15 protein-coding genes are annotated in these 19,864 nt (G+C 41.2%); 6 read left to right on the top strand and 9 right to left on the bottom strand.

What is annotated here, in order from left to right:
* Positions 1 to 157: 157 nt before the first annotated feature.
* Positions 158 to 1,585 (top strand): DUF1501 domain-containing protein, encoded by a 1,428-nt coding sequence (locus ACK4HU_RS04540; protein ID WP_409803703.1) that lies wholly within the window; start codon positions 158 to 160, stop codon positions 1,583 to 1,585.
* A gap of 13 nt (positions 1,586 to 1,598) precedes the next feature.
* Here ACK4HU_RS04540 and ACK4HU_RS04535 read toward each other — a convergent pair whose 3' ends face one another.
* Complete coding sequence (locus ACK4HU_RS04535) at positions 1,599 to 2,366, bottom strand: hypothetical protein (protein ID WP_409803701.1); 768 nt, start codon at positions 2,364 to 2,366, stop codon at positions 1,599 to 1,601.
* Positions 2,367 to 2,692: 326 nt separating this feature from the next.
* Between ACK4HU_RS04535 and ACK4HU_RS04530 the strand changes: the two genes are divergently transcribed.
* Positions 2,693 to 3,277, top strand: coding sequence for a YceI family protein (locus tag ACK4HU_RS04530; RefSeq protein WP_409803700.1), 585 nt, complete (start codon positions 2,693 to 2,695; stop codon positions 3,275 to 3,277).
* Between the two features lie 419 nt (positions 3,278 to 3,696).
* Here the strand turns inward: ACK4HU_RS04530 and ACK4HU_RS04525 are convergent, their stop codons facing one another.
* Complete coding sequence (locus tag ACK4HU_RS04525; protein WP_409803698.1) at positions 3,697 to 6,372, bottom strand: carboxypeptidase regulatory-like domain-containing protein; 2,676 nt, start codon at positions 6,370 to 6,372, stop codon at positions 3,697 to 3,699.
* A gap of 62 nt (positions 6,373 to 6,434) precedes the next feature.
* A complete protein-coding gene (locus tag ACK4HU_RS04520) occupies positions 6,435 to 7,274 on the bottom strand; it encodes a GLPGLI family protein (protein WP_409803696.1) in 840 nt (279 codons plus the stop codon).
* Between the two features lie 142 nt (positions 7,275 to 7,416).
* On the opposite strand from ACK4HU_RS04520, the gene ACK4HU_RS04515 reads away from it, so the two are divergent.
* A complete protein-coding gene (locus tag ACK4HU_RS04515; RefSeq protein WP_409803694.1) occupies positions 7,417 to 8,985 on the top strand; it encodes a sensor histidine kinase in 1,569 nt (522 codons plus the stop codon).
* Positions 8,982 to 9,662, top strand: coding sequence for a response regulator transcription factor (locus ACK4HU_RS04510; RefSeq protein WP_409803692.1), 681 nt, complete (start codon positions 8,982 to 8,984; stop codon positions 9,660 to 9,662). Before ACK4HU_RS04515 ends, ACK4HU_RS04510 begins: the two co-directional genes overlap by 4 nt.
* Before the next feature lie 96 nt (positions 9,663 to 9,758).
* Here the strand turns inward: ACK4HU_RS04510 and ACK4HU_RS04505 are convergent, their stop codons facing one another.
* Together ACK4HU_RS04505 and ACK4HU_RS04500 are read right to left on the bottom strand one after the other, a co-directional pair.
* On the bottom strand, positions 9,759 to 10,079 hold the full coding sequence (locus tag ACK4HU_RS04505; RefSeq protein WP_409803690.1) for a hypothetical protein: 321 nt from the start codon (positions 10,077 to 10,079) through the stop codon (positions 9,759 to 9,761).
* 322 nt (positions 10,080 to 10,401) lie between these two features.
* Entirely contained in the window at positions 10,402 to 11,664 is a 1,263-nt protein-coding gene (locus ACK4HU_RS04500; RefSeq protein ID WP_409803688.1) for an alpha/beta fold hydrolase, read from the bottom strand.
* 181 nt (positions 11,665 to 11,845) lie between these two features.
* On the opposite strand from ACK4HU_RS04500, the gene ACK4HU_RS04495 reads away from it, so the two are divergent.
* Positions 11,846 to 13,156, top strand: coding sequence for an ATP-binding protein (locus ACK4HU_RS04495; protein WP_409803686.1), 1,311 nt, complete (start codon positions 11,846 to 11,848; stop codon positions 13,154 to 13,156).
* Between the two features lie 528 nt (positions 13,157 to 13,684).
* Positions 13,685 to 16,102, top strand: coding sequence for a penicillin acylase family protein (locus ACK4HU_RS04490; protein ID WP_409803684.1), 2,418 nt, complete (start codon positions 13,685 to 13,687; stop codon positions 16,100 to 16,102).
* A gap of 158 nt (positions 16,103 to 16,260) precedes the next feature.
* Here the strand turns inward: ACK4HU_RS04490 and ACK4HU_RS04485 are convergent, their stop codons facing one another.
* From ACK4HU_RS04485 to ACK4HU_RS04470, 4 genes are all read right to left on the bottom strand, one after another.
* Positions 16,261 to 17,127, bottom strand: coding sequence for a sugar phosphate isomerase/epimerase family protein (locus ACK4HU_RS04485; RefSeq protein WP_409803682.1), 867 nt, complete (start codon positions 17,125 to 17,127; stop codon positions 16,261 to 16,263).
* Between the two features lie 111 nt (positions 17,128 to 17,238).
* On the bottom strand, positions 17,239 to 18,942 hold the full coding sequence (locus ACK4HU_RS04480; protein ID WP_409803680.1) for a GMC oxidoreductase: 1,704 nt from the start codon (positions 18,940 to 18,942) through the stop codon (positions 17,239 to 17,241).
* Positions 18,943 to 19,041: 99 nt separating this feature from the next.
* Positions 19,042 to 19,266, bottom strand: coding sequence for a hypothetical protein (locus tag ACK4HU_RS04475; RefSeq protein WP_409803678.1), 225 nt, complete (start codon positions 19,264 to 19,266; stop codon positions 19,042 to 19,044).
* A 10-nt stretch (positions 19,267 to 19,276) separates the two neighbouring features.
* Complete coding sequence (locus ACK4HU_RS04470) at positions 19,277 to 19,810, bottom strand: gluconate 2-dehydrogenase subunit 3 family protein (protein ID WP_409803676.1); 534 nt, start codon at positions 19,808 to 19,810, stop codon at positions 19,277 to 19,279.
* Positions 19,811 to 19,864 lie beyond the last annotated feature (54 nt).

Raw genomic sequence — 19,864 nt, 5'->3', positions numbered from 1 at the left:
AAGACCGAAGACCGAGGACGGAAGAATCTCCAATTTTAGCCTCGGTAAACGCTTCTTTTCTCAAAGGCAGATATTCTCTTTCCGTTCATAAAGAAAATCATTGCCTCGGAAGCCTTAGGAAGTGTCCACCCTTAACGGTAAATAAAATTAATCGACTATGAAAACCTTCCATACCAGACGTGATTTCCTCAAAAAAACCAGCGCAGCAGCCGTGGCGACCATGGGAATGAGAGCGCCGTTGGCAGGTTTACTTTCATCCTGCGAAAGCAAAATCCCAAGCACTGCTGATTCGGTGATCCTGCTTTTTATGGCGGGGGGTATGGCACATACCGAGACTTTCGACCCAAAGAAATACACGGCTTTTCGCAAAGGCATGGAAGCGAATGAAGTATTAAGCACTTTTCCATCTATCCCCACCAGCCTCGATGGTATTTCCTTTTCCGAAGGACTTGAAAATATCGCCTCAGTGATGGATAAAGGAACTTTGATCCGATCCTATCAAGCTGCTGATTTGGGACACATACTTCATACGCGCCACCAATATCATTTCCATACTTGCTACGAGCCTCCACAGTCGGTAGTAGTTCCTCATTTAGGCAGCTGGATTGCCAAAGAAAAAGGCCCGCTTAATCCAGTCATTCCGCCCTTTATCAATATCGGTCAGCGATTTACAGTGGGTGAAGGTGAAGAGTTAAAAGCATTTCACAGTGCCGGTTTTTTAGGTTCGGAGTATGGACCGTTCTTGATTCCTGATCCTACCGCAGGATTGGATGCCGTCCGACCTCCCGTTGGGATGGATTCCAAGCGTTTTGAATCCAGAAATCAGCTTTACAAGGATTTGATCTCGGCTGGACCGATGGGAGAATTCGGTTCGGATTATCAGAAAGAATCCCTGAAGCAATCCATGGAGCAGGCTTATATGCTCTTGAATTCGCCTGAGGCGAAAGCTTTTGATCTCAGCTTGGAACCCAAGGAAAGCTATGAGAAATATGATACGGGCGGACGATTTGGATTGGGTTGTCTGCTTGCTCGAAGGCTGGTTGATCAAGGAGCGAGATACATTACCGTTACGACGGAATACGAACCGTTTTTCGGTTGGGATACCCATGACAATGGTCACACCCGACTCAAGGATATGAAAAAAATGATCGATTCACCCATTGCCCAACTGATCAAAGATCTCGATCAGAGTGGAAAGCTGGATCGGACGATGGTCATAGTAGCAAGTGAGTTCAGTCGAGATATGTTGACGGAAGGTCGGCCAGGACTTAAAGTGTTGGATCAGGTCGAAGTTCCGGATATCATCGAAGACATGAAGAATTATGGGATGCATCGTCATTTCACCGACGGATGTTCAGTTCTGATGTTTGGAGGAGGAATTAAGCGAGGACATGTCTTTGGCAAAACTGCCGACGAAAGACCTTGCAAGACCATTGAGAATCCGATCAAAATCGATGGAATACATCAAACGATTTATCATGCCTTAGGAATTCCAGCCGACAAGAATTACGAAATCGAACAGCGGCCTTTTTACACGACTCCGGATGGGCACGGGAAGGTAGAATTTGGTCTTTTGGTTGGGTAATTTTTTTCATTATTTACTCCTTTTCAAGCGTCCGATTAGCAAAAACAAATCGTAATCCGATTGAAAAATAATTATTGTGAATCACGCTTTGTTCTTTTGAAGCCTCTTTGAGGTTGGAGAAATTGTATTGAAGCTCAAGTTTGGCTCCAGGAAATCCTCCACGGATCATAATCCCCGGTTCAAAAACTATTTTATTATGGTTTTTGTCGAAAAATTGATTCGGATTAATTTGATCAGCAGTTGGGGTGAAAAAGAAATCATCCCGTGAAGTGTAAGAGAGATACACTATTCTGGGAGTAACAGCCAGTTCAAAATATTTCGAGGAAAACGCTAAGCTTGGCTGAACAAATGGTTTAATGTATTTCACGTTGATAAAATCACTATTTCTTTCCAAAGATTTATTTTTAATTGAGCCAGTACCCAATCCTCCAAATCCCTCAAACCTAAATTTACTGTTTTGAATTCCCCCAAAAATACCCGCCCCTAATTCGAAATATGAACCTTTACCTTGCCAATCATAATCTTCATCCCTGTCTGATCCAAGCGAATAAAAACTGGAAATTACACCTACATTTTTGGAGACTGCATATGCACCTTGGATTCCCGCTCCATTTGCAGACCAAACACCGCTACTTTCTCCGTAGCCAATTTGTCCACTGAATTCTCCTTTTTCTTGCAAAAGGGGAACATTTTGACCTACAGTTGAATACAAAATTGGCCCACAGCTGATGAGATTGGTAACTGAATAACAAACAATTAACACTTTAATTATCGCTCTCATATTCTTAATGTTTAAATTTCCTTTTCGGGAAAGTTCCAAAAGAATTATCCATTGACTACCTCTGAATTACTAATTCATTGGTTTTTTTTTAGGATATAATACCAAACAATTGAGTATTGGATTTCAATTAATTGATTTGTCAGAAATTGCCAAGTATTGCTCCAGCAAATTTTATAAGGGCAGTTCAAACAAAAAAATTGCCTCTAATCAAAAACCACGAACTCTGGAGACCATCACCGTTAAACTTTTATTCTTAATTCAAGTCTATATTTTAAATCATGCAATTCATTTCTAAATATTAATCAAACCAATCAAATTATAGACACATGAAACTGATTACCACATTAATCCTTGCATTTGGGACGCTACTTGCTACAAATGACTCCCTTGCCCCTGCACAAGTAAATAAATCCGAAAGCACTGTAACCTGGGAAGCGGCCAAAGTTACCGGTAAGCACTGGGGCTATGTGCCAATTGCTGACGCTAACCTTGACTACTCAAATGGTAAGATAACCGGAGGCTCATTCGAAATGGACATGGTCAACCTGACCGTTGAGGATCTTACTGACGAAAAATCAAAAGGCAATCTGACTAATCACTTGAAGTCAGACGATTTCTTTTCAGTAGAAAAATTCAACAGATCTACATTCAAAATCACCGACGTCAAGTCCACAAGTGCCACTGATTACACCATCACAGGTGATTTGACTATCAAAGGGACTACCAAACCGGTGACTTTCCCAGCTAAAGTTGCTGTAGCAGGAAATAAATTGACTGCGACTGGAGTAATCAAATTTGACAGAACTCACTACGACATCAAGTTCCGTTCTGGAAACTTCTTCGAAAACCTTGGAGATCGAATGATTTACGATGAGGTGACTTTGGATGTGAAATTGGTTGCAACAATTTGATTATTTGATTATTTGATTATTTGATTATTTGATTGAAAAATTGAAAAATTAGGTCTGAGAGAAATCTCGGACCTTTTTTTTATGTTCCTCTTTATTTTTCCAGTATTCAAGGATAATCAATATGTATATACGCAATTCTGCCAGTAGCCAAATTTTATTAAGTATCACCTCGACTTCGCTCGGTGTCCGTTAGTTTTTGTTTTTAGGGGAGGGAGGAAAATGTGGCGCAGCCACATTTTCCTCCCTCCCCTTAATAACCTGAAATCCGGTGGCCGAGCGAAGTCGAGGCCATTTTGACCTATTGGCTAAGTAGCGAATAACCAACATTGAATCAGATTAAAGATCCATTTTGTCTTTAAAAACGCATTGTCTGATGAGTTCAATCTTGCAATGTTTCAATTTTAAAATCTTCCAATCCTTCACAAATCATACTTCACAGTCAGCAATCCATACCTCGGTTGAACCAAATAAGAATAGGTACTGATCAGGTTTTCACTGAAACTATCCCTTCGAATCGATCGGGTATCTAATATATTCCAAACTGAAACCCGAAACTCCCAAGGACTTTTTTTGCCCTGATATCCTAGAAAAGCATTCAAAAACTCGAAATCGCTTCTGATTCCGCTGGCTTGATTGAGGTAGGAGTTGTAGGTATAATCCGCATTCAATTTCAAGCCTTTATAGATATCCAAGTCAATCTCAACTTTTGGACTATGGGTGGAGAAGGTATTTGAAAGCGCTCCGGAATTGTAATTGTTGGTAGTAATGGCATAGCCCAAATCCACTTCCATAACCTTGAAAAAGGTAGAAGTGATCTTGAAATCATAGGTTTGAGAAAACTGCTCGTTTCGAATAGGTCTTTCATCCAAAATCAGGTTGGTGGAGAAAGTATTCCAGCGACCTCCTGCAGCTAATTTAAATCTGCTATATCGCTTATCCATTCGCAAATCTCCATTGATCGTTTCATTGACAGGTTCCACGTTGAGGACAGAAAGTAGTCGATTAATCCCTGCAAAATCTGTTGTGGTGATGAGCTCATTTCGTTTTCGTTGCCAACTGGCATTTCCAAAGAAATTCAATCCTGAAAACATGTCGAAATGGCTGTAATTAAGGGTGTGATTGTAAAAAAGTCCATTTTCGAGCATTTGATTTCCCTGGAAAATCGAGTTGTAATCCTGCAGCACCAATCCCTGCGCTAACTTTTGAATATCCATGAAATTAGCCTCTGTCTGGAAACGGTAAGTCAGAGATTTGGTGGATTTGATATTCCATTTGGAATAAAATCCGGGAAGGGCCAAGACTTTATTATAGCTCAAATCACTTTCAAATTGCTGATCCTGCCAAGCATAGCGATGAAGGAAAACAGAAGGACTGATGATGAACTTTTTCCATTTGGTCTTATAAGTCATTCCTAGGTAGATATCCTGAAAACCAAAATCCGCATCATTTTCAAACTCCTCAAAAACCTGTTCGGAATCGACTTGATCCAAGCGCCCAATCAAACTTTGAGAAATTTTTTGATAACCCAATGACCAATTCAGATGGTTGGTGGCATTTAAGATTTGATAGTAATTGAAAGCTCCTTCTATCGTTTGGGTATGGATATCCTGTCGCTGCAGAAATCGGTAGCTCTTTTGATCCAATACTGGAAAAAGCCCCACGAACGGTTTCAAGTTGGAGGTCAGATCATAGAGTGGATCCTGGAATTTCTTTTCCCAATTGGCCTCCATGGAAAAGACCCGCTTGGCACTCGGTGCATGATACCACTCCGCTTTTTGCTGCACACTGTAGGGCATTCTAGTCTGAACAGTCGCGAGATTTTGATTGATTTTCCCAAAATTGGAGTTCAAAAGATTGCCATTTTCGATATCAGCTAGCTTTCCGAAAAAGCTGTATTTGAAATAGGTTTCTTCCTTTGGAGTGAACGTGAGTGCATATTTCAGCAAACCGGATTTATTCTCCACCCGGCTTGCGGAGGTCAGTAATTCCTGATTGTTTTCACCTGAATTCAGATAGGTTCTAAAGGATGAACTGCCAAGCCTATTATCAGAACTAGATCCTATCAAAAAGCCGGAATGCCGCCACTTTTTGCTTGGGTTGAAGTTAAAATTGAAAGCTCCGAGTGTGGTTTCAAGCGAAGCCGCATTATCCCTACTCGCCATAGGAATACCAAAATCATCCCCACCAATATTTACTCGTGAACCGGATCTTCCACCCAAACCTGCCATTCCTCCACTGAATCGGAAATAATCCTGTAGGGTGAATGTCTGTTCTCCTACATTATTGGAACCGGCGATGAGGTTTAGATTGAGTTTTGGTGCATAATAAAAAGCATTCGTATGGGCTAAATACCGCTCCTGAGGTCCTGCTCCGGCGGTAACATCACCGAACACCATATTCTTTTTCCCGTCTTTGAGTTGAATATTCAGTGCCAGCGTCTCGTCATTGTCCATTCCCCTAATTGGAGAGATTTCATTGAAGTTTTTCAAAACCTGAACCCGATCCACGGCATTGGCAGGGAGGTTTTTGGTGGCGAGTTTTGTGTCTCCATCGAAGAAAGTTTTGCCATCGATCAGTACTTTGTCAACCTTCTTTCCCTGCACTTTCACATCTCCATTGTCATCGATCTGAAAACCCGGAAGTTTTTCGAGAATATCTCCCAATTTCCGTTCAGTACCTGTGGTAAATGCGTCGGTTTTATAAGTCAGTGTGTCCCCTCGCATGGTCACGGGCATTTCTGAAACCACTTCTACCAATCCAAGCTCGGTATCGCTTTGCTTGAGCACGATCTGCATTTGAACCTCAGAATCCCATTCGGTAATCAGTCTTTCAAATTGCTGATATCCGACGAAAGAAACTCTAAGCAAATACTGAGAACCTTGTGCCAGAGTCACCTTGAATCTACCCTCCTCATTGGTAATCCCAAAGCCGCCTATTTTCTGCGTGCTTTGGTTGATAGCCACCACATTTGCATAGGCAATCGGCCGATTGAGGCTATCCAAAACCTGCCCGATAAGTGGCTTTGTTTGGGAAAAACAAGGAAATGCAAGCCATGTAAAAATGGCAAACAGGATAATTCCTTTAAAAATAGACATAGTTGGTTTTGTTTTAGCAGGCCAGACCTGCCAGGTTTTGAAAACCTGGCAGGTCTCCAAGATTAAATTCCTATCCTAATCGTAAACCGATTTCCCTCACCGGGCTTTCCCTGATATTGATTCATCATCTGCTTCATGCCTTCCTCTTGGACAACTCGAAATTCTTCTCTGCTTACTATTTTGCCTCTTTTTGGCTTTTCGATTTTTACAGGATTTGCGGACGGGTTCAGTTCGATCCGCTCACAGATCAAAACTCTGCCTTGATTCTGAACTTCCAGGATCAATCCCGGCAGTCCAAAGTAATTTTCAGGTCCATGAGAAACTGGAATCTCCGGAGTAAACCAAGCTGTGATATTGATTGTATCCTTCACATTTTCCATTTCTGTCATTCCGGTAGAAAATTGCTGAGAGTCGATGATCTTAGAATAGGTAGCCTTTTGAGCGGTATAATTCCCGATTTTTTTGGTGTCACCAGTCAATTCCCATTCAGCAGGCTCTAAAATATCTTTAACCAGAAACTCCTTTCCCATCATTTCCTGTTCCTGCTCAAAGGCTTGATCAGCGATATTTTTGTAAAGCATCCGATCTGCACTTCCGGTATTGATCACCATGGTCATACCACCTGAAGATGCTGTCGCAGGTCCACCTCCCAGACTTTCAGCCTGCTTCCAATTGGATTCTGTTTGGGTAAATGAAAGGATGAAATCTTTCTCCATCTGCTTTTTGAGCTGAGCTTGGATTTCAGCCATCTGTTCAGGAGCCATTTTGGTAGAATCCATGGAGATCTTGATTTGAGAGGAAGATTTATAGTAAGCCCGTCCGGTGAGGCCTTGACCAATGGCTGGAGAAATAGTCACACTCATAAAAAAGAAAAAAACCAGAGTTATAAATTTAGCTGTCATAGGGTAGGTTGTTATTTCAGATTGAAATTGCGTTTTGTTTTCGGTACAAACCAATATAAACCTAGAGAAGCCAAGCGTTAAGCACTGTTAACGTGTGTTAACCTCAGTTTTTTCTGCTTCTTTAACCTCATAATTTTACGAAGTGGAAAAACTGAATTTCAAGCGGATAGGGATTTTGATAGGAGCTACTTTGCTGATTAGCATTGGAGTCCAAGCCTGGAGAATGTATTCTCAGTTTGAAATTATTCAGCGCCAGCTAGTCAGCGATATTCAGGAAAGTCTGGATAATGCAGTCGAAAGCTATTATGCAGAAATTGCCAAAACTAACGTCATCACACTGACAGATAATCTTCAACTCGAACAGTCGGCGGGAATGCCACTACTTGTTGACACCCTTCCTGAGGGATTTGATCCAGCGAGATTCTTTACAGCTGACACAGTACTTTTTAATGAAATTTCAAAACCATTTATCGAGCGTGTTGGCAAAAGTAAAATGATCTTCAGAGCAATTGAGGGAGCAGAAAAGGGGCGGCCGGATTCAATTTTTTGGTCTGAAGTAAGAACTGATAGCTTGAAAACATTCACTTTTATTGACTCGGCGAAGGGGAGAGGAGTTGATCAGATTAACAATCTGAATGTATTTTGGGGACAAAAAGCTGCCGACAGTTTGACCCAAATCAAGTATCTGACTAACCGGATCATAATCTCAATCACGAGGGATTCCATTGAAGTTGACAAAATCAGAGAAAACCTAAAGTCCGAACTGGACAGGAGAAGAATCGAGATCGATTATCGCCTTGTTTATCTGAATGGGAAAGAAAAACAAAATTCTTCAACTGTTCTTCGAGCAGAAGAGATGCCTTTTAAGGTGGTTTCCCGCTCCACCTTTCTACCACGAGGCCAATCTTTGGAACTCAATTTTGAAAATACTGCACTCACAATTTTAAAGCGAGGAATCGTCGAAATACTGACTTCCTTGCTTTTCCTTGGGATCATCGCCTATGCTTTTTATTACCTCTATCAGACGATTAAAAATCAAAAGGAAATCGCCGAAATCAAGCAAGATCTGATCGCTAATATCACCCACGAATTCAAAACTCCCATCGCCACGACTCTCTCTGCCATCGAAGGAATCCAACAGTTTAATCCCGAAAATGATCCTTCAAAAACTGATCGATATTTGGGAATTTCTAAAAACCAGATGTTCAAATTGAATCAGATGGTAGAAAAACTTCTGGAAACCGCCACCCTGGATTCTTACCAATTGGTATTGAAAAAAGAAGCGATCGACCCAGAGGTACTTTTACGTCAGCTTGTGCAGAAATTCCAAACTTTGACACCAGAGAAATCGATTGATTTGATCTTACCCGCTAACCCAAAGACCATTTTCGCTGATCCTTTTCACTTTGAGAATGCAATTTCCAATCTGATCGATAATGCGACAAAATATGGTGGAAAAGAAGTCCAAATCTGCCTCGATCAAAATGGCATGAACAAAGTTCGAATTCATGACAATGGAGGAAATATCAATTCTGAGCAAAAAGAACGAGTTTTTGAGCAGTTTTACCGCATTCCAAAAGGTGATGTGCACGATGTCAAAGGCTTTGGAATCGGACTTTATTATGTAAAAAAGATCTTGGAGAAGCACGAAGGAAAAATCGAACTGGAGACGGGAAAGCAATCGACCACTTTTATCACCTATTGGCCATGAGCAAAATCAATGTGATCCTCGCAGAAGATGAATTGTCCTTGGGGACGATCATCCAGGAAAGCCTGGAGAGTCGAGATTTCAAAGTTCGGCTCTGTGGCGATGGACAAAAAGCTTTGGAATGCTACCTACAGCAAAAACCGGATGTGCTCGTTTTGGATGTGATGATGCCAAAGAAAGACGGATTTTCACTCGCTGCCGAAATCCGAAAAACAGATCCGTACACCCCGATTATTTTCCTGACTTCCAAAAGCCAAACCGAAGATGTAGTCAAAGGCTTTGGACTTGGGGCAAATGACTACATCCGCAAGCCCTTCAGCATGGAGGAACTGATTGTGCGAATCAAGTCTCAATTGGACAAAATTCGAGTTCGCCAAAGTCAAAGCGACTGGATTGTATTAGGTAAATATGAGTTCCATCCAACAAGGCAATTACTGAAACTTGGAGAAAGTGAACAGCCACTTACTTCAAGAGAATCCCAACTGCTGCAAATCCTGTTGGAAAACGCGAATGACATCACAGACCGAACGAAGATTTTGAATCAAATCTGGGGTTCGGACGACTTTTTCAACGCCCGAAGTATGGATGTGTTTATCACCAAGCTCCGTAAAAAACTACAAGAAGATCCAACAATTCAGATTCTGAATGTGCGAGGGTATGGGTTTAAGTTGGTGTGTTGAGAGTTTTATCGGATTACAAATCCAAGGTTAAGAAATTGAGATTACAAATCTCGAATAACGGTCAAATTTCAACTCTCGAAGAGCCAGCTGACTTGGTTATGATGATAAGTCCTTTTTACGCTTTATTTTTTCAAACTTCCTGGCAATTTCCTCACCATAGATGGGCTGAACAATTTGATTCCCTTTAAGATAGGTTTTAGCTACATAAAGATCCAAACAGGAAATCGCGGTCTGAATACGTTCCAACTCGGCTTCATCCTTAGCCACAAGCCTCACTTCAAATCCCTGTTTATATTTTTGAGACCCAAATTTTTCAACCTTTGACTTATCTTTAATCCTGAGATTGCCATTCCGTAAGAAGACTTCTTTGAGGATTTTAAAAGCCAACCGCTTCGATACTTTTTCCATAAATTTCAAAACTTTATAGTTTTTTTTCCTATTTCTCAACGACTCAAAACCAAAAATCAGGTTTTTTTATGGGTTTTACCCAAGGTTCAGCCGACTTTTTCAACGCCCGTAGCATGGATGTCTTGATCACCAAGCTCCGCAAAAAACCTCAGGATGATCCAGAAATTCAAAACTTTGGAAAAGTTATCCTTATGAACATCCTTCATAACCGTTTCAGATTGATATTTTGTTCTTATTGTTTTCGATTATAAATCCTGCGGTAGAATTCGAGATTACAAATCTCGAATAACGGGAGATTGCAAATCTCGAATAGCCAATTCTCGAATTCCAATCATTTTTCAACCTTAGCATTGGCCAAGTTCTTTTTGAAAAGCTCCAAATCGTTGTGTTTACTCACTTCACCCATTTTTACAGCTTTCTCAAAATAAGGAACCGCTTCCTTCGCTTTTCCCAAAGCAACTAAGCCATCTCCCATGCTGTCATAGACGTTGGCAGAATTCGGGAAACGATCCACATTGTACTGAAATAATACAAAAGCATATTCTGGTTTATCCCGGCGGAGTTGATCATATCCTAAGCCATTGATAATAGTTTCAGGGATTTTATTTTTGGGAAAATAAGCCAACAAGCCATCCAAATATTCTTGAAATTCTTCTGTTGAATATCGCTCGGCCGCTTGAACTATTTTTTTGGAAGGGTTATTCAAATATCTAAAAGAAATAATGGAAGCGAGTTTTTCTGGTTCCTGAAAAGTAAAAAACTGTGCAGATTGAGAAACCAGCACCATTTCAGAATTACTATTTTTCATAGTCTGCTGCGTAAATTCACCTATTCTATCAGCTTGCAAAATCAGATTTAAATCCTTGAATTCCTCGGCCAGTGGGCTTGATGGATCAAACATGATTTCCGACTTCATTCCTCCAGCAATAATCACAGAAGGTTTTCTAGGGTAATCATATAATGAAGAGTTTGAAATTTCTCCTGTCTCGAAATCCAGGAGTACTTTGGCCTCAGACCGAATACCCTTGGGAGAATACTTGAGTTGATCTTCCTTGATTTTGAAATAGGAAGCAGCGATTCTTTCCCCTTCTAATCCTGCTTTCTCTAACAGCGAAACCATCTTTTGCTTTTGCGTGGATTGATTGATAGGATCTATATAAATCATTGCTTCAATGTCCTGAGGATAAGTCGAAGCAAAGTCCTTGATCAAAATCCCTCCCCAAGCTTGTCCAACTAAAATATAGGGCGGGGTCAATTCCAATTTATCAAGTAAAGCTTTCAGTTGCTTGGTCCTGTTTTCAGGAGTTGGAACTTCCTCCATTGCTTCTGATTGTCCAATTCCAGCACGATCATAGGCAAAAACAGGAGTCGTTTCGCCCAACTCACTTATTACTCTGTGCCAGGTTTCCAGATTCGTGCCAAGGCCACTTTCAAAAATAACTAAGGGCTGTCCAAGCTTTCTGTCTTCAGTGCCAATAGTAAGATAGTGCTGAGACTTTCCATCAATTTGTATGGTCATGCCCTTCTTCTGAGCAAAAGTCAACCCAGAGGAAATGAAAAGAAGTGAGAAGAATAACGAGATAGCCTTTTCCATAAAGAGTTAATTTAAAGATATCTAGTTAAGAAATGATTCGCTAAAAACATACTATTTATAACTTTTTATAGTTAATATTTCGTAATAAGCTCTTTGAAAAAGCTCTCTGGGGATAGAAATTATTTATTGTAAATTTTATTACAGTATTTTTTGTTACAGTAAAAATATCTAGATTTGTACTATGAGATTCTACAATCGAGAAAAAGAACTGGACCAACTGAAGAAGGTTCGGGAGCGATCGACTCAATCGGCTCAAATGACAGTGGTGATAGGCCGGAGAAGGATCGGAAAAACCAGTCTCCTAAAAAAAGACATGGAAGGTCATTTGGCCGTTTATCTTTTTGTCGCAAAAAAAAGTGAGGCATTGCTATGCCAAGAATTTGTCGAAGCTGTCAAAAACACGCTTGAAGTCAACTTTTTCGGAGAAATCACTCGATTTAGAGACTTTTTCGCATGGGTAATGGATTTGTCAAAAACCCGAAATTTCACTCTAATTTTAGATGAGTTCCAAGAATTCAGACTAATCAATCCCTCAGTTTTCAGCGAAATTCAAAACATCTGGGATTCAGAAAAATCTGAGAGCAAGCTTAATCTGATTTTTTGCGGATCGGTTTATTCCATGATGAAGGACATATTTGAAAACTCCAAAGAACCGCTCTTTTCCCGTGCAACAGCAAAATTGGTGATTAAGCCTTTTGAAGTATCAGTAATCAAAGAAATTCTGGCCGAAGCAAATCCCAATTATACGAAGTCTGATTTACTTGCCTTCTTTTCTTTAACTGGAGGTGTGGCTAAATACGTAGAAACCTTCGTTTCCGCTAAAGCAGTTACTCTGGATGATATGCTTGAGGAGGTGTTTTCAGAAAATTCCCTGTTTTTGGAAGAAGGAAAAAACACCCTGATCGAGGAGTTTGGAAGAGATTATACCACCTATTTTTCTGTACTGTCTTTGATCGCTAGTTCCAAAACCTCAAGACCTGAGATTGAATCCATTTTAGAGATAAGCGTAGGTCCTTTTTTGGAAAAGCTTGAAAACGACTTCAGTTTGATTAAAAAAATCCGCCCAATTTTCTCAAAACCAACCGGGAGAACTATCAAATATGAAATTGTGGATAATTTCCTAAGTTTCTGGTTTCGCTTTATTTTCAAAAATTATAGTGCGGTGGAAATCGGAAATTTCGAGTTTCTTAAAGCCCAAGTTGTGAGAGAATATTCAACATTTTCGGGAAAAATGTTAGAGCGGTATTTCTTAGAGCAATTCAAATCAAGCCAGCAGTACTCAGAAATCGGCACGTATTGGGAATCCAAAAATATAAATGAGATAGACTTGATAGCTTTCAATTCAGTTGAAAAAAAAGTGGTATTAGCTGAAATTAAAGTCAATAAAGCTAAAATTAATTTGACTGATTTAATTCAGAAATCAGCTGGTCTGGTTGAAAAGTTGCAAAACTACCAAATAGAATATCAAGGGCTTTCATTGGAAGATATGTGAGTTAAAAAGAAACTTTTCCAATGTTTTGAACTTGGGAAAAGTTATCCTCCTAAACATCCATCTTAACAGTGTAAGAATTGATATTTTTGTTTTTATTGTTTTTGGATACAAATCCTACTGTAGGGATTCGAGATTTGCAATCTTGAATAGGCAAACCAAACGATCCCGAAGGGATCAAACTTTTCAATAACCGTGGGTGCAACCCGTGGAAACTAGGCTTCTACCTCATTCCCGACCCCGAAGGTGGTCAAACTAATGACTACATAAATCGAACTTATGATGCTGTGGCCGCAGGTTTAAGTTGGTTTGTTGAGTGTTTATTCGGATTACAAATCCTACGATAGGGATTCGAGATTGCAAATCTCGAATAGCGGATTTCAAATCTCTAATAGCGGAGATTCGAAATTGCAAATCGAATAGCCCAATAGCCCAAAGTTCTCTACATCAAGTAAGTTTTTTCTCCAACCATCACAATTCCAATGAAAAGCTGGTGTAAAGAATAAATATTCCTGCTTGAAATCAAGCCCAATGAACTTTAAGCATATTCTATTCGCCCTACTTTTATCTCAAACCTTCTTTTTGTCCTCTTGCCAAAATCAAGGATTACTAGTTAGCGGATTGACCGATGAGGTAGAGGTAATACGGGATCAACATGGCATCAATCATATTTATGCGAAAAACGAGCAAGACCTGTTTTTTGCTCAAGGATACTTAGCAGCCAAAGACCGTATTTTTCAATTTGAACTTTGGAGGAGACAAGCGACTGGGACCCTCGCCGAGATCCTCGGGGAACGAGAATTGGAACGTGATCGTGGAGTTCGACTTTTCAAATTTCGAGGGGATAAAGAAACCGAGCTTCGACGCTACCATCCAAGGGGTGTGGAGATTGTGGATGCTTTTGTTGCGGGAATCAATTCCTACATAGAGGAAGTCCGAAAAAATCCGGATACCCTTCCAATAGAATTTCAAATGCTGGATATCCTCCCCGAGTTCTGGACTTGGGAAGCAGTCATTTCCAGACATCAGGGTCTATTGGAGAATGTCAGCGATGAACTTAATATCAGTCGTGTTGTCAGCAAAATCGGCATAGAAAAAGCTAAACAACTCTATTATTTCCATCCCAATGAACCTATTTTGGATATTGATCCGGGTATCACGGAGGAATTGCTGATGAAGGATATTTTGGCGCCTTACCAAGCATTTAGAAGAGGGGTTAGTTTCAGGCCAGAGGATATTCTTACTTCTTTTAGAAGGGAGGAAAAGGAATTTGAAAAAGCCACTGCACTACTGGAGGAAGAGTTGACATTCACATTGGAGTCAGATGCTTTTGCTCAGGGAAGCAATAATTGGGTAATTTCTGGAGAAAAATCAGTGAGTGGATTTCCCATAATGGCCAATGATCCTCATCGATTACAGGCAATTCCTTCTTTACGCTATTGGGTTCATTTGAATGCCCCAGGTTGGAATGTCATCGGGGCCGGCGAACCCGCCATCCCGGGAGTATCTATTGGCCACAATGAGCATGGGGCTTGGGGCCTGACCATTTTTTCTACAGATAATGAAGACCTAAAAGTATATGACCTGAATCCTGGAAATCCCGAGCAATACTGGCATAAAGGTGAATGGCTCAGCATGAAAAGCATCCAAGATACCATCCGAGTGAAAGGTCAAGCAGCTCAAATTGTCACCCATCGCTACACCATTCATGGCCCGGTAACTTTCATTGACGAGGAATTAAATAAACTTGTGGCTGTCCAATGCGCTTGGCTGGAACCGGGTTCTGCACCTTATCTATCCAGTCTGAGAATGGATCAATCCAAAACTTGGGAAGAATTCCGGGAAGCGTGCACTTACAATCAAATTCCTGCGGAAAACATGGTTTGGGCGGATAAAAACGGGAATATCGGTTGGCAGGCCGCTGCAATCACGCCAATTAGAAGGGGCTTTTCCGGTTTGGTCGCAACAATGGGAGATGGGCGATACGAATGGGATGGATACCTACCGGTAACCGAATTACCCAATGCTTTCAATCCCAAATCAGGTTTTATTGCTACAGCAAACAATAATGTTACACCTCCCGATTTTCCACATACCGATGCTTTGGGTTTCAAGTGGGCGGATAATTTCCGTGCGGAGCGGATCAAGGAAATGCTCAGCCAAGAAAAGAAATTCACTGTAGAGGAAATGGGAGCTTTACAAAACGACTACTTGTCTCTTCCTGCTAGACAACTAGTGCCTTTGTTGAAAGAAATTAGATTTGAAGATCCTACCACTGATTCTTTGAGAAAAGCTTTACTAGCTTGGAATTTTATCTTGGATAAAAATTCGGTACAAGCGGGAGTGTATGTGATGTGGGAGCGTATGTTAAGGAGACAACTGGATGATAAATTTATTCCTCAAGCGGTTAAACCATGGCTTGGTAGCATTCCGATGACAAGAGTTTTGGAATGGATGGAAAAGCCGGAACTGATTTTCACCAGCGAGGTAATAATTCAAAGGAATCGAGTGTTGAAGGAGAGTTTTGTCGCTGCGATAAAAGAGCTTGATCAGAAACTCGGCGCAAATGTCCAAAACTGGCACTACGGTCAGTCGAATTATAAACACGCCCAAATCAGACATCCACTCGGCCAGGCAGTAAACGAAACTTGGCAGGCCAAACTTAACACAGAATCAATCCCGAGGGGAGGATATAGCTTCACTCCTGGCGCCAATGGATATGGAGATAATAACACCTCTGGAGCTTCCTTTCGAATTGTAGTGGATACTGAAGATTGGGAAAAAACCATCGGTATAAATAATCCTGGCCAATCGGGCAATCCGGAAAGCCCATTCTACAAGAATCTCTTTCCAATCTGGGCAAATGACGAGTTTGTGACAGTCCCTTTTTCCAAGGAAAAAATTCAAATGCTAAAGGCAAGCCAGGAATGGTTAGTACCTAAGCGGTAAAACCTGAACAAAGTCTATTTATGTTCACATGGCTCAAATGAGTGCCAGTTTTCTGCAGGAAGGTCTTCACTCACTTGATAACATACTTTAAAAAAATTCCGGTTTGTGAAGACCTGCCTACCGTCAGGCAGGCACAAACCGGGGAATTGGCAGAAACCTTAATACTTCAAACTCTTTAAGTAAGCAATGCTTTTTGGTAAGGCTTCCAATTCAAGATCGCTTTCATCTTCGATAAACATGTGCTTGATTCCGATTTTATTAGCCTGTCGAAGGATAGCCGGAAAATTAAGCTCCCCTTGTCCAAGCGGCACATCATTCTCAGGCCCGGTTAAACCGGTCATGTCTTTTGGCGCACCTTTTTTGAAATCTTTCAAGTGAAGTGATACCCATCGCTTTTTATATTTTTTCAGCAAAGCAGCTGGATCGCCACCACCGAAATGAGTCCACATGATGTCCATTTGTAGGGAAACATATTTGGGGTCGGTATTTTTCACCAAGTAGTCAAACAGCGTCCCATTTCCATAGGGCTGAAATTCATAGCCATGCACATGGTATTTGAAAGTGATCCCATTTTCTTTTAGAACTTTACCACCCTCATTAAAAGCTTTGATGGCACGATCGGCGTCAGCTTTATTGAATTCCCCTCTTTTGTGCGGAACCCAGGCACACATCACATATCTGGTCCCCAAAGCTTTTGCTTTATCAGCAACTGCCTGTGGATCGGATTCCAGAGCTTCAAAGCCTGTTCCTGTAGAGGGAATCGAAATTCCCCTATCGGAAAGCATTTTTTTGAAATCCTCCGGGCTTACACCCTGAGGCGCGCCTCCTTCAAATTCGGTGAAACCCATTTGCTGGATGATATCAAGCGTTTGAGGAACTCCGTTTTTCCATTGATTTCGGAAAGTGTAAGATGCGATTCCAAGCGGAACTTGAAGCATCGGTTCGCCTTTTTTCTGAGCGAAAGTTTCTTGTGGAGAAAAGATCCAAGCAAAGGCGAGGAGTAGGAAAACATGGGACTTCTTCATAGGTTTTTGGGATTGATTTCCCGCTTATAACCGCAGTAAAAGACGCTGTTTTTCGTAGAATTATCAGCGAAAATCAGCGCTTGAAATCAGCGCAGATCTGCGGGATACTAATTAAAGATTCATTTTATTCAACTCCTCTACTGCGAAATTCGCAGCTCGGGCAGTCAAGGTCATAAAGGTCAAGGTGGGATTCTGTGTACTTCCGCTGGTCATGCAAGCACCATCAGTGACGAATACATTCTTACAATGATGCAATTGATTATGCTTATTTAGCAAGGAAGTTTTAGGATCATTTCCCATACGAACTCCGCCCATTTCGTGGATATCCGAACCTGGAGGAGCTCCGGAATCGGTCACGTTAATATTTTTAAAGCCCATTCGCTCATACATTTCGCTTTGCTGCTGCACAAAATCGGCTGTCATTTTATTGTCGTTGTCTTTCCACTCCACTGACATGATCAGCTTTGGAATTCCGTATTTGTCTTTTTCATCGGGTGAAAGTCGAATATGGTTAGATTCTTCAGGGACCATTTCGCCTTGCATCCAAGCCGCCATGCTCCAATTCCCATACTTTGGGTTGAGCAAATTGTCTCGAAGCGCATCCCCTATTAATTCGCCATTTCCATCCAGCTGACGACTCCCTGACATGCCGATGGCATAACCACGCAGAAAGTCAGTTTCCTGCCGATAGACATTGCGGAATCTCGGCACATAGGCATGACCCGGATTTCGTCCATCGTTGAATTTGTCCAAAAAGCCTTCAAACGTTGCATTTCCTTTCCCGCGATAATTATGACAGGTGATGAATTTTCCCATCAATCCGCTGTCATTTCCGAGTCCATTTGGGAACCTATCAGACTTGGAGTTAAGTAAAATTGCATTGGAATTGATCGTCGAAGCATTAAGAAAAATGATTTTAGCATAAAATTCGATCGATTCCTGAGTCAGTCTATCAATAACGCGAACACCGATCGCTTTGCCTTTTTGCTCATCATAAATAATCGATTCCACCACTGAATCGGGGCGAAGGGTTAAGTTTCCTGTCTTTTCAGCCCATGGCAAAGTCGATGCATTGGCTGAAAAATATCCTCCATAGACACAGCCTCGGTTACACATGTTTTGACTCATGCATCTGTTTCGACCCTGATCTTTATGTATTTGTTGAGGATCTGTGAGGTGGGCACATCGGCCTTGGATCAAATGACGATCTCCGTACATTTCCTTCAACTGCTCACTGTAGTATTTTTCCAAGCAACTCAATTCAAATCCCGGTTGCACGATCTGATCAGGCAAGACATCCAATCCATCCCGACTGCCTGCGAAACCTACAAAAGTCTCCACATAGCTGTACCAAGGCTCCATATCTTTGTACCGAATCGGCCAATCGACTGCATAACCGTCTCTTGCAGGTCCTTCAAAGTCAAAGTCAGACCAGCGCTGCGTTCCTCTCGCCCAAAGCAAGGATTTTCCCCCGACATGATAGCCGCGAAACCAGCGGAAAGGTTTTTCCTCTATGTAGGGCTGCTCATCCTCTGCCATTGCCCAGTGCATGGTTTCTTCTCTTTTCCAGTTGGCTGCTCCGATTCCGGATCTTTTATCAATTGGAACTACACCTCGGAATTCAAATTCCCAAGGTGCTTTCGATGCAGAAGGATAATCTTCAATATGTCGAACCATTCTTCCCCGCTCTAGAACGAGGGTTTTCAGGCCTTTTTCTGTAAGTTCTTTTGCCGCCCAACCTCCGGAGGCTCCTGAGCCGATTACAATTGCATCGTAGGTGGTGGTTTGTTTGGCTTTCAGGTTAAGGTTTGACATGGCCCAATTCTTTTGTTTCAATTAAATTTTTCGAGAAAATCTCTAGGAGTGATAATTTCGGTTTTTTGGAATCTCTCCAAATTGGAATCAAATATTACCCTAATCCTCATTTAGGATTTGATTGAGAATATCTTCTGTCAATCCTCTTTCCTCTGCATTTTTTCGGATTTCCCGTAACCTCTCCCAATAATCCGCATTTTTTGTTCGCTCGCTTGTCGAAATGATCTTAGACACAAGTTCGTTAATTTCCTTTTTCTTTTTTTCTTCCAAAGCATTCCATGTATTGGCTACACTTTCAGAAACTTCGATTGTTATCTTTTCCATGGCTATCTTATTATGAAACTGTCAAATCCACACATCCTTTATAAAATCCAGGCGCGACCTGATATTTTCTATAGTCTACCATCACTTCTTTCACAGTAGTAAAACCCATCACGGTGTTGGATCGCATCAGACCATAGAATTTCTTCTCATCTTCATTTTCAGAGACCTTCAAGGCCAGCAGGGCTTTTTCCTTCTCTTCCTGAGATAGGTCCTCAAAGCCTGATTTCTTAAGTGCCTTGAGTTGAAATTTGATCAAATCCTGATCTTCTTTTTCGTAGCACTTTTCAAAAAGCTTGATCAAAAACTGATCTGTGCCAGTACTGAGTGCTCCGATTGGCTGCGCATCAGGATTGGGCAATTTGGCAGGAAGCCCGACAGGTATGAAAGTGTCAGCAATCATAGAAATCAGCTGCTCCTCATCAAAACTGAAAAAGCCAGAATGAGTCAAACGATCAATAATCTGCCACTTCCAATCTACTAAAGCCAAGCCAGCGATGCCTGCTACTGAACCCCCTATGATTTTGAGTGATTTACGTCTATCCATTGATTCGATATTTTGGGAGAAAGACAAAGCACAAGTTAGATTTTTTTGAAAAAG

Origin of the sequence: Algoriphagus sp., assembly GCF_046296635.1 — a bacterium.
Lineage (GTDB): Bacteria > Bacteroidota > Bacteroidia > Cytophagales > Cyclobacteriaceae > Algoriphagus.
Note: the sequence above shows the minus strand (reverse complement) of the source record. Positions and strands in the feature narration are given on the sequence as shown.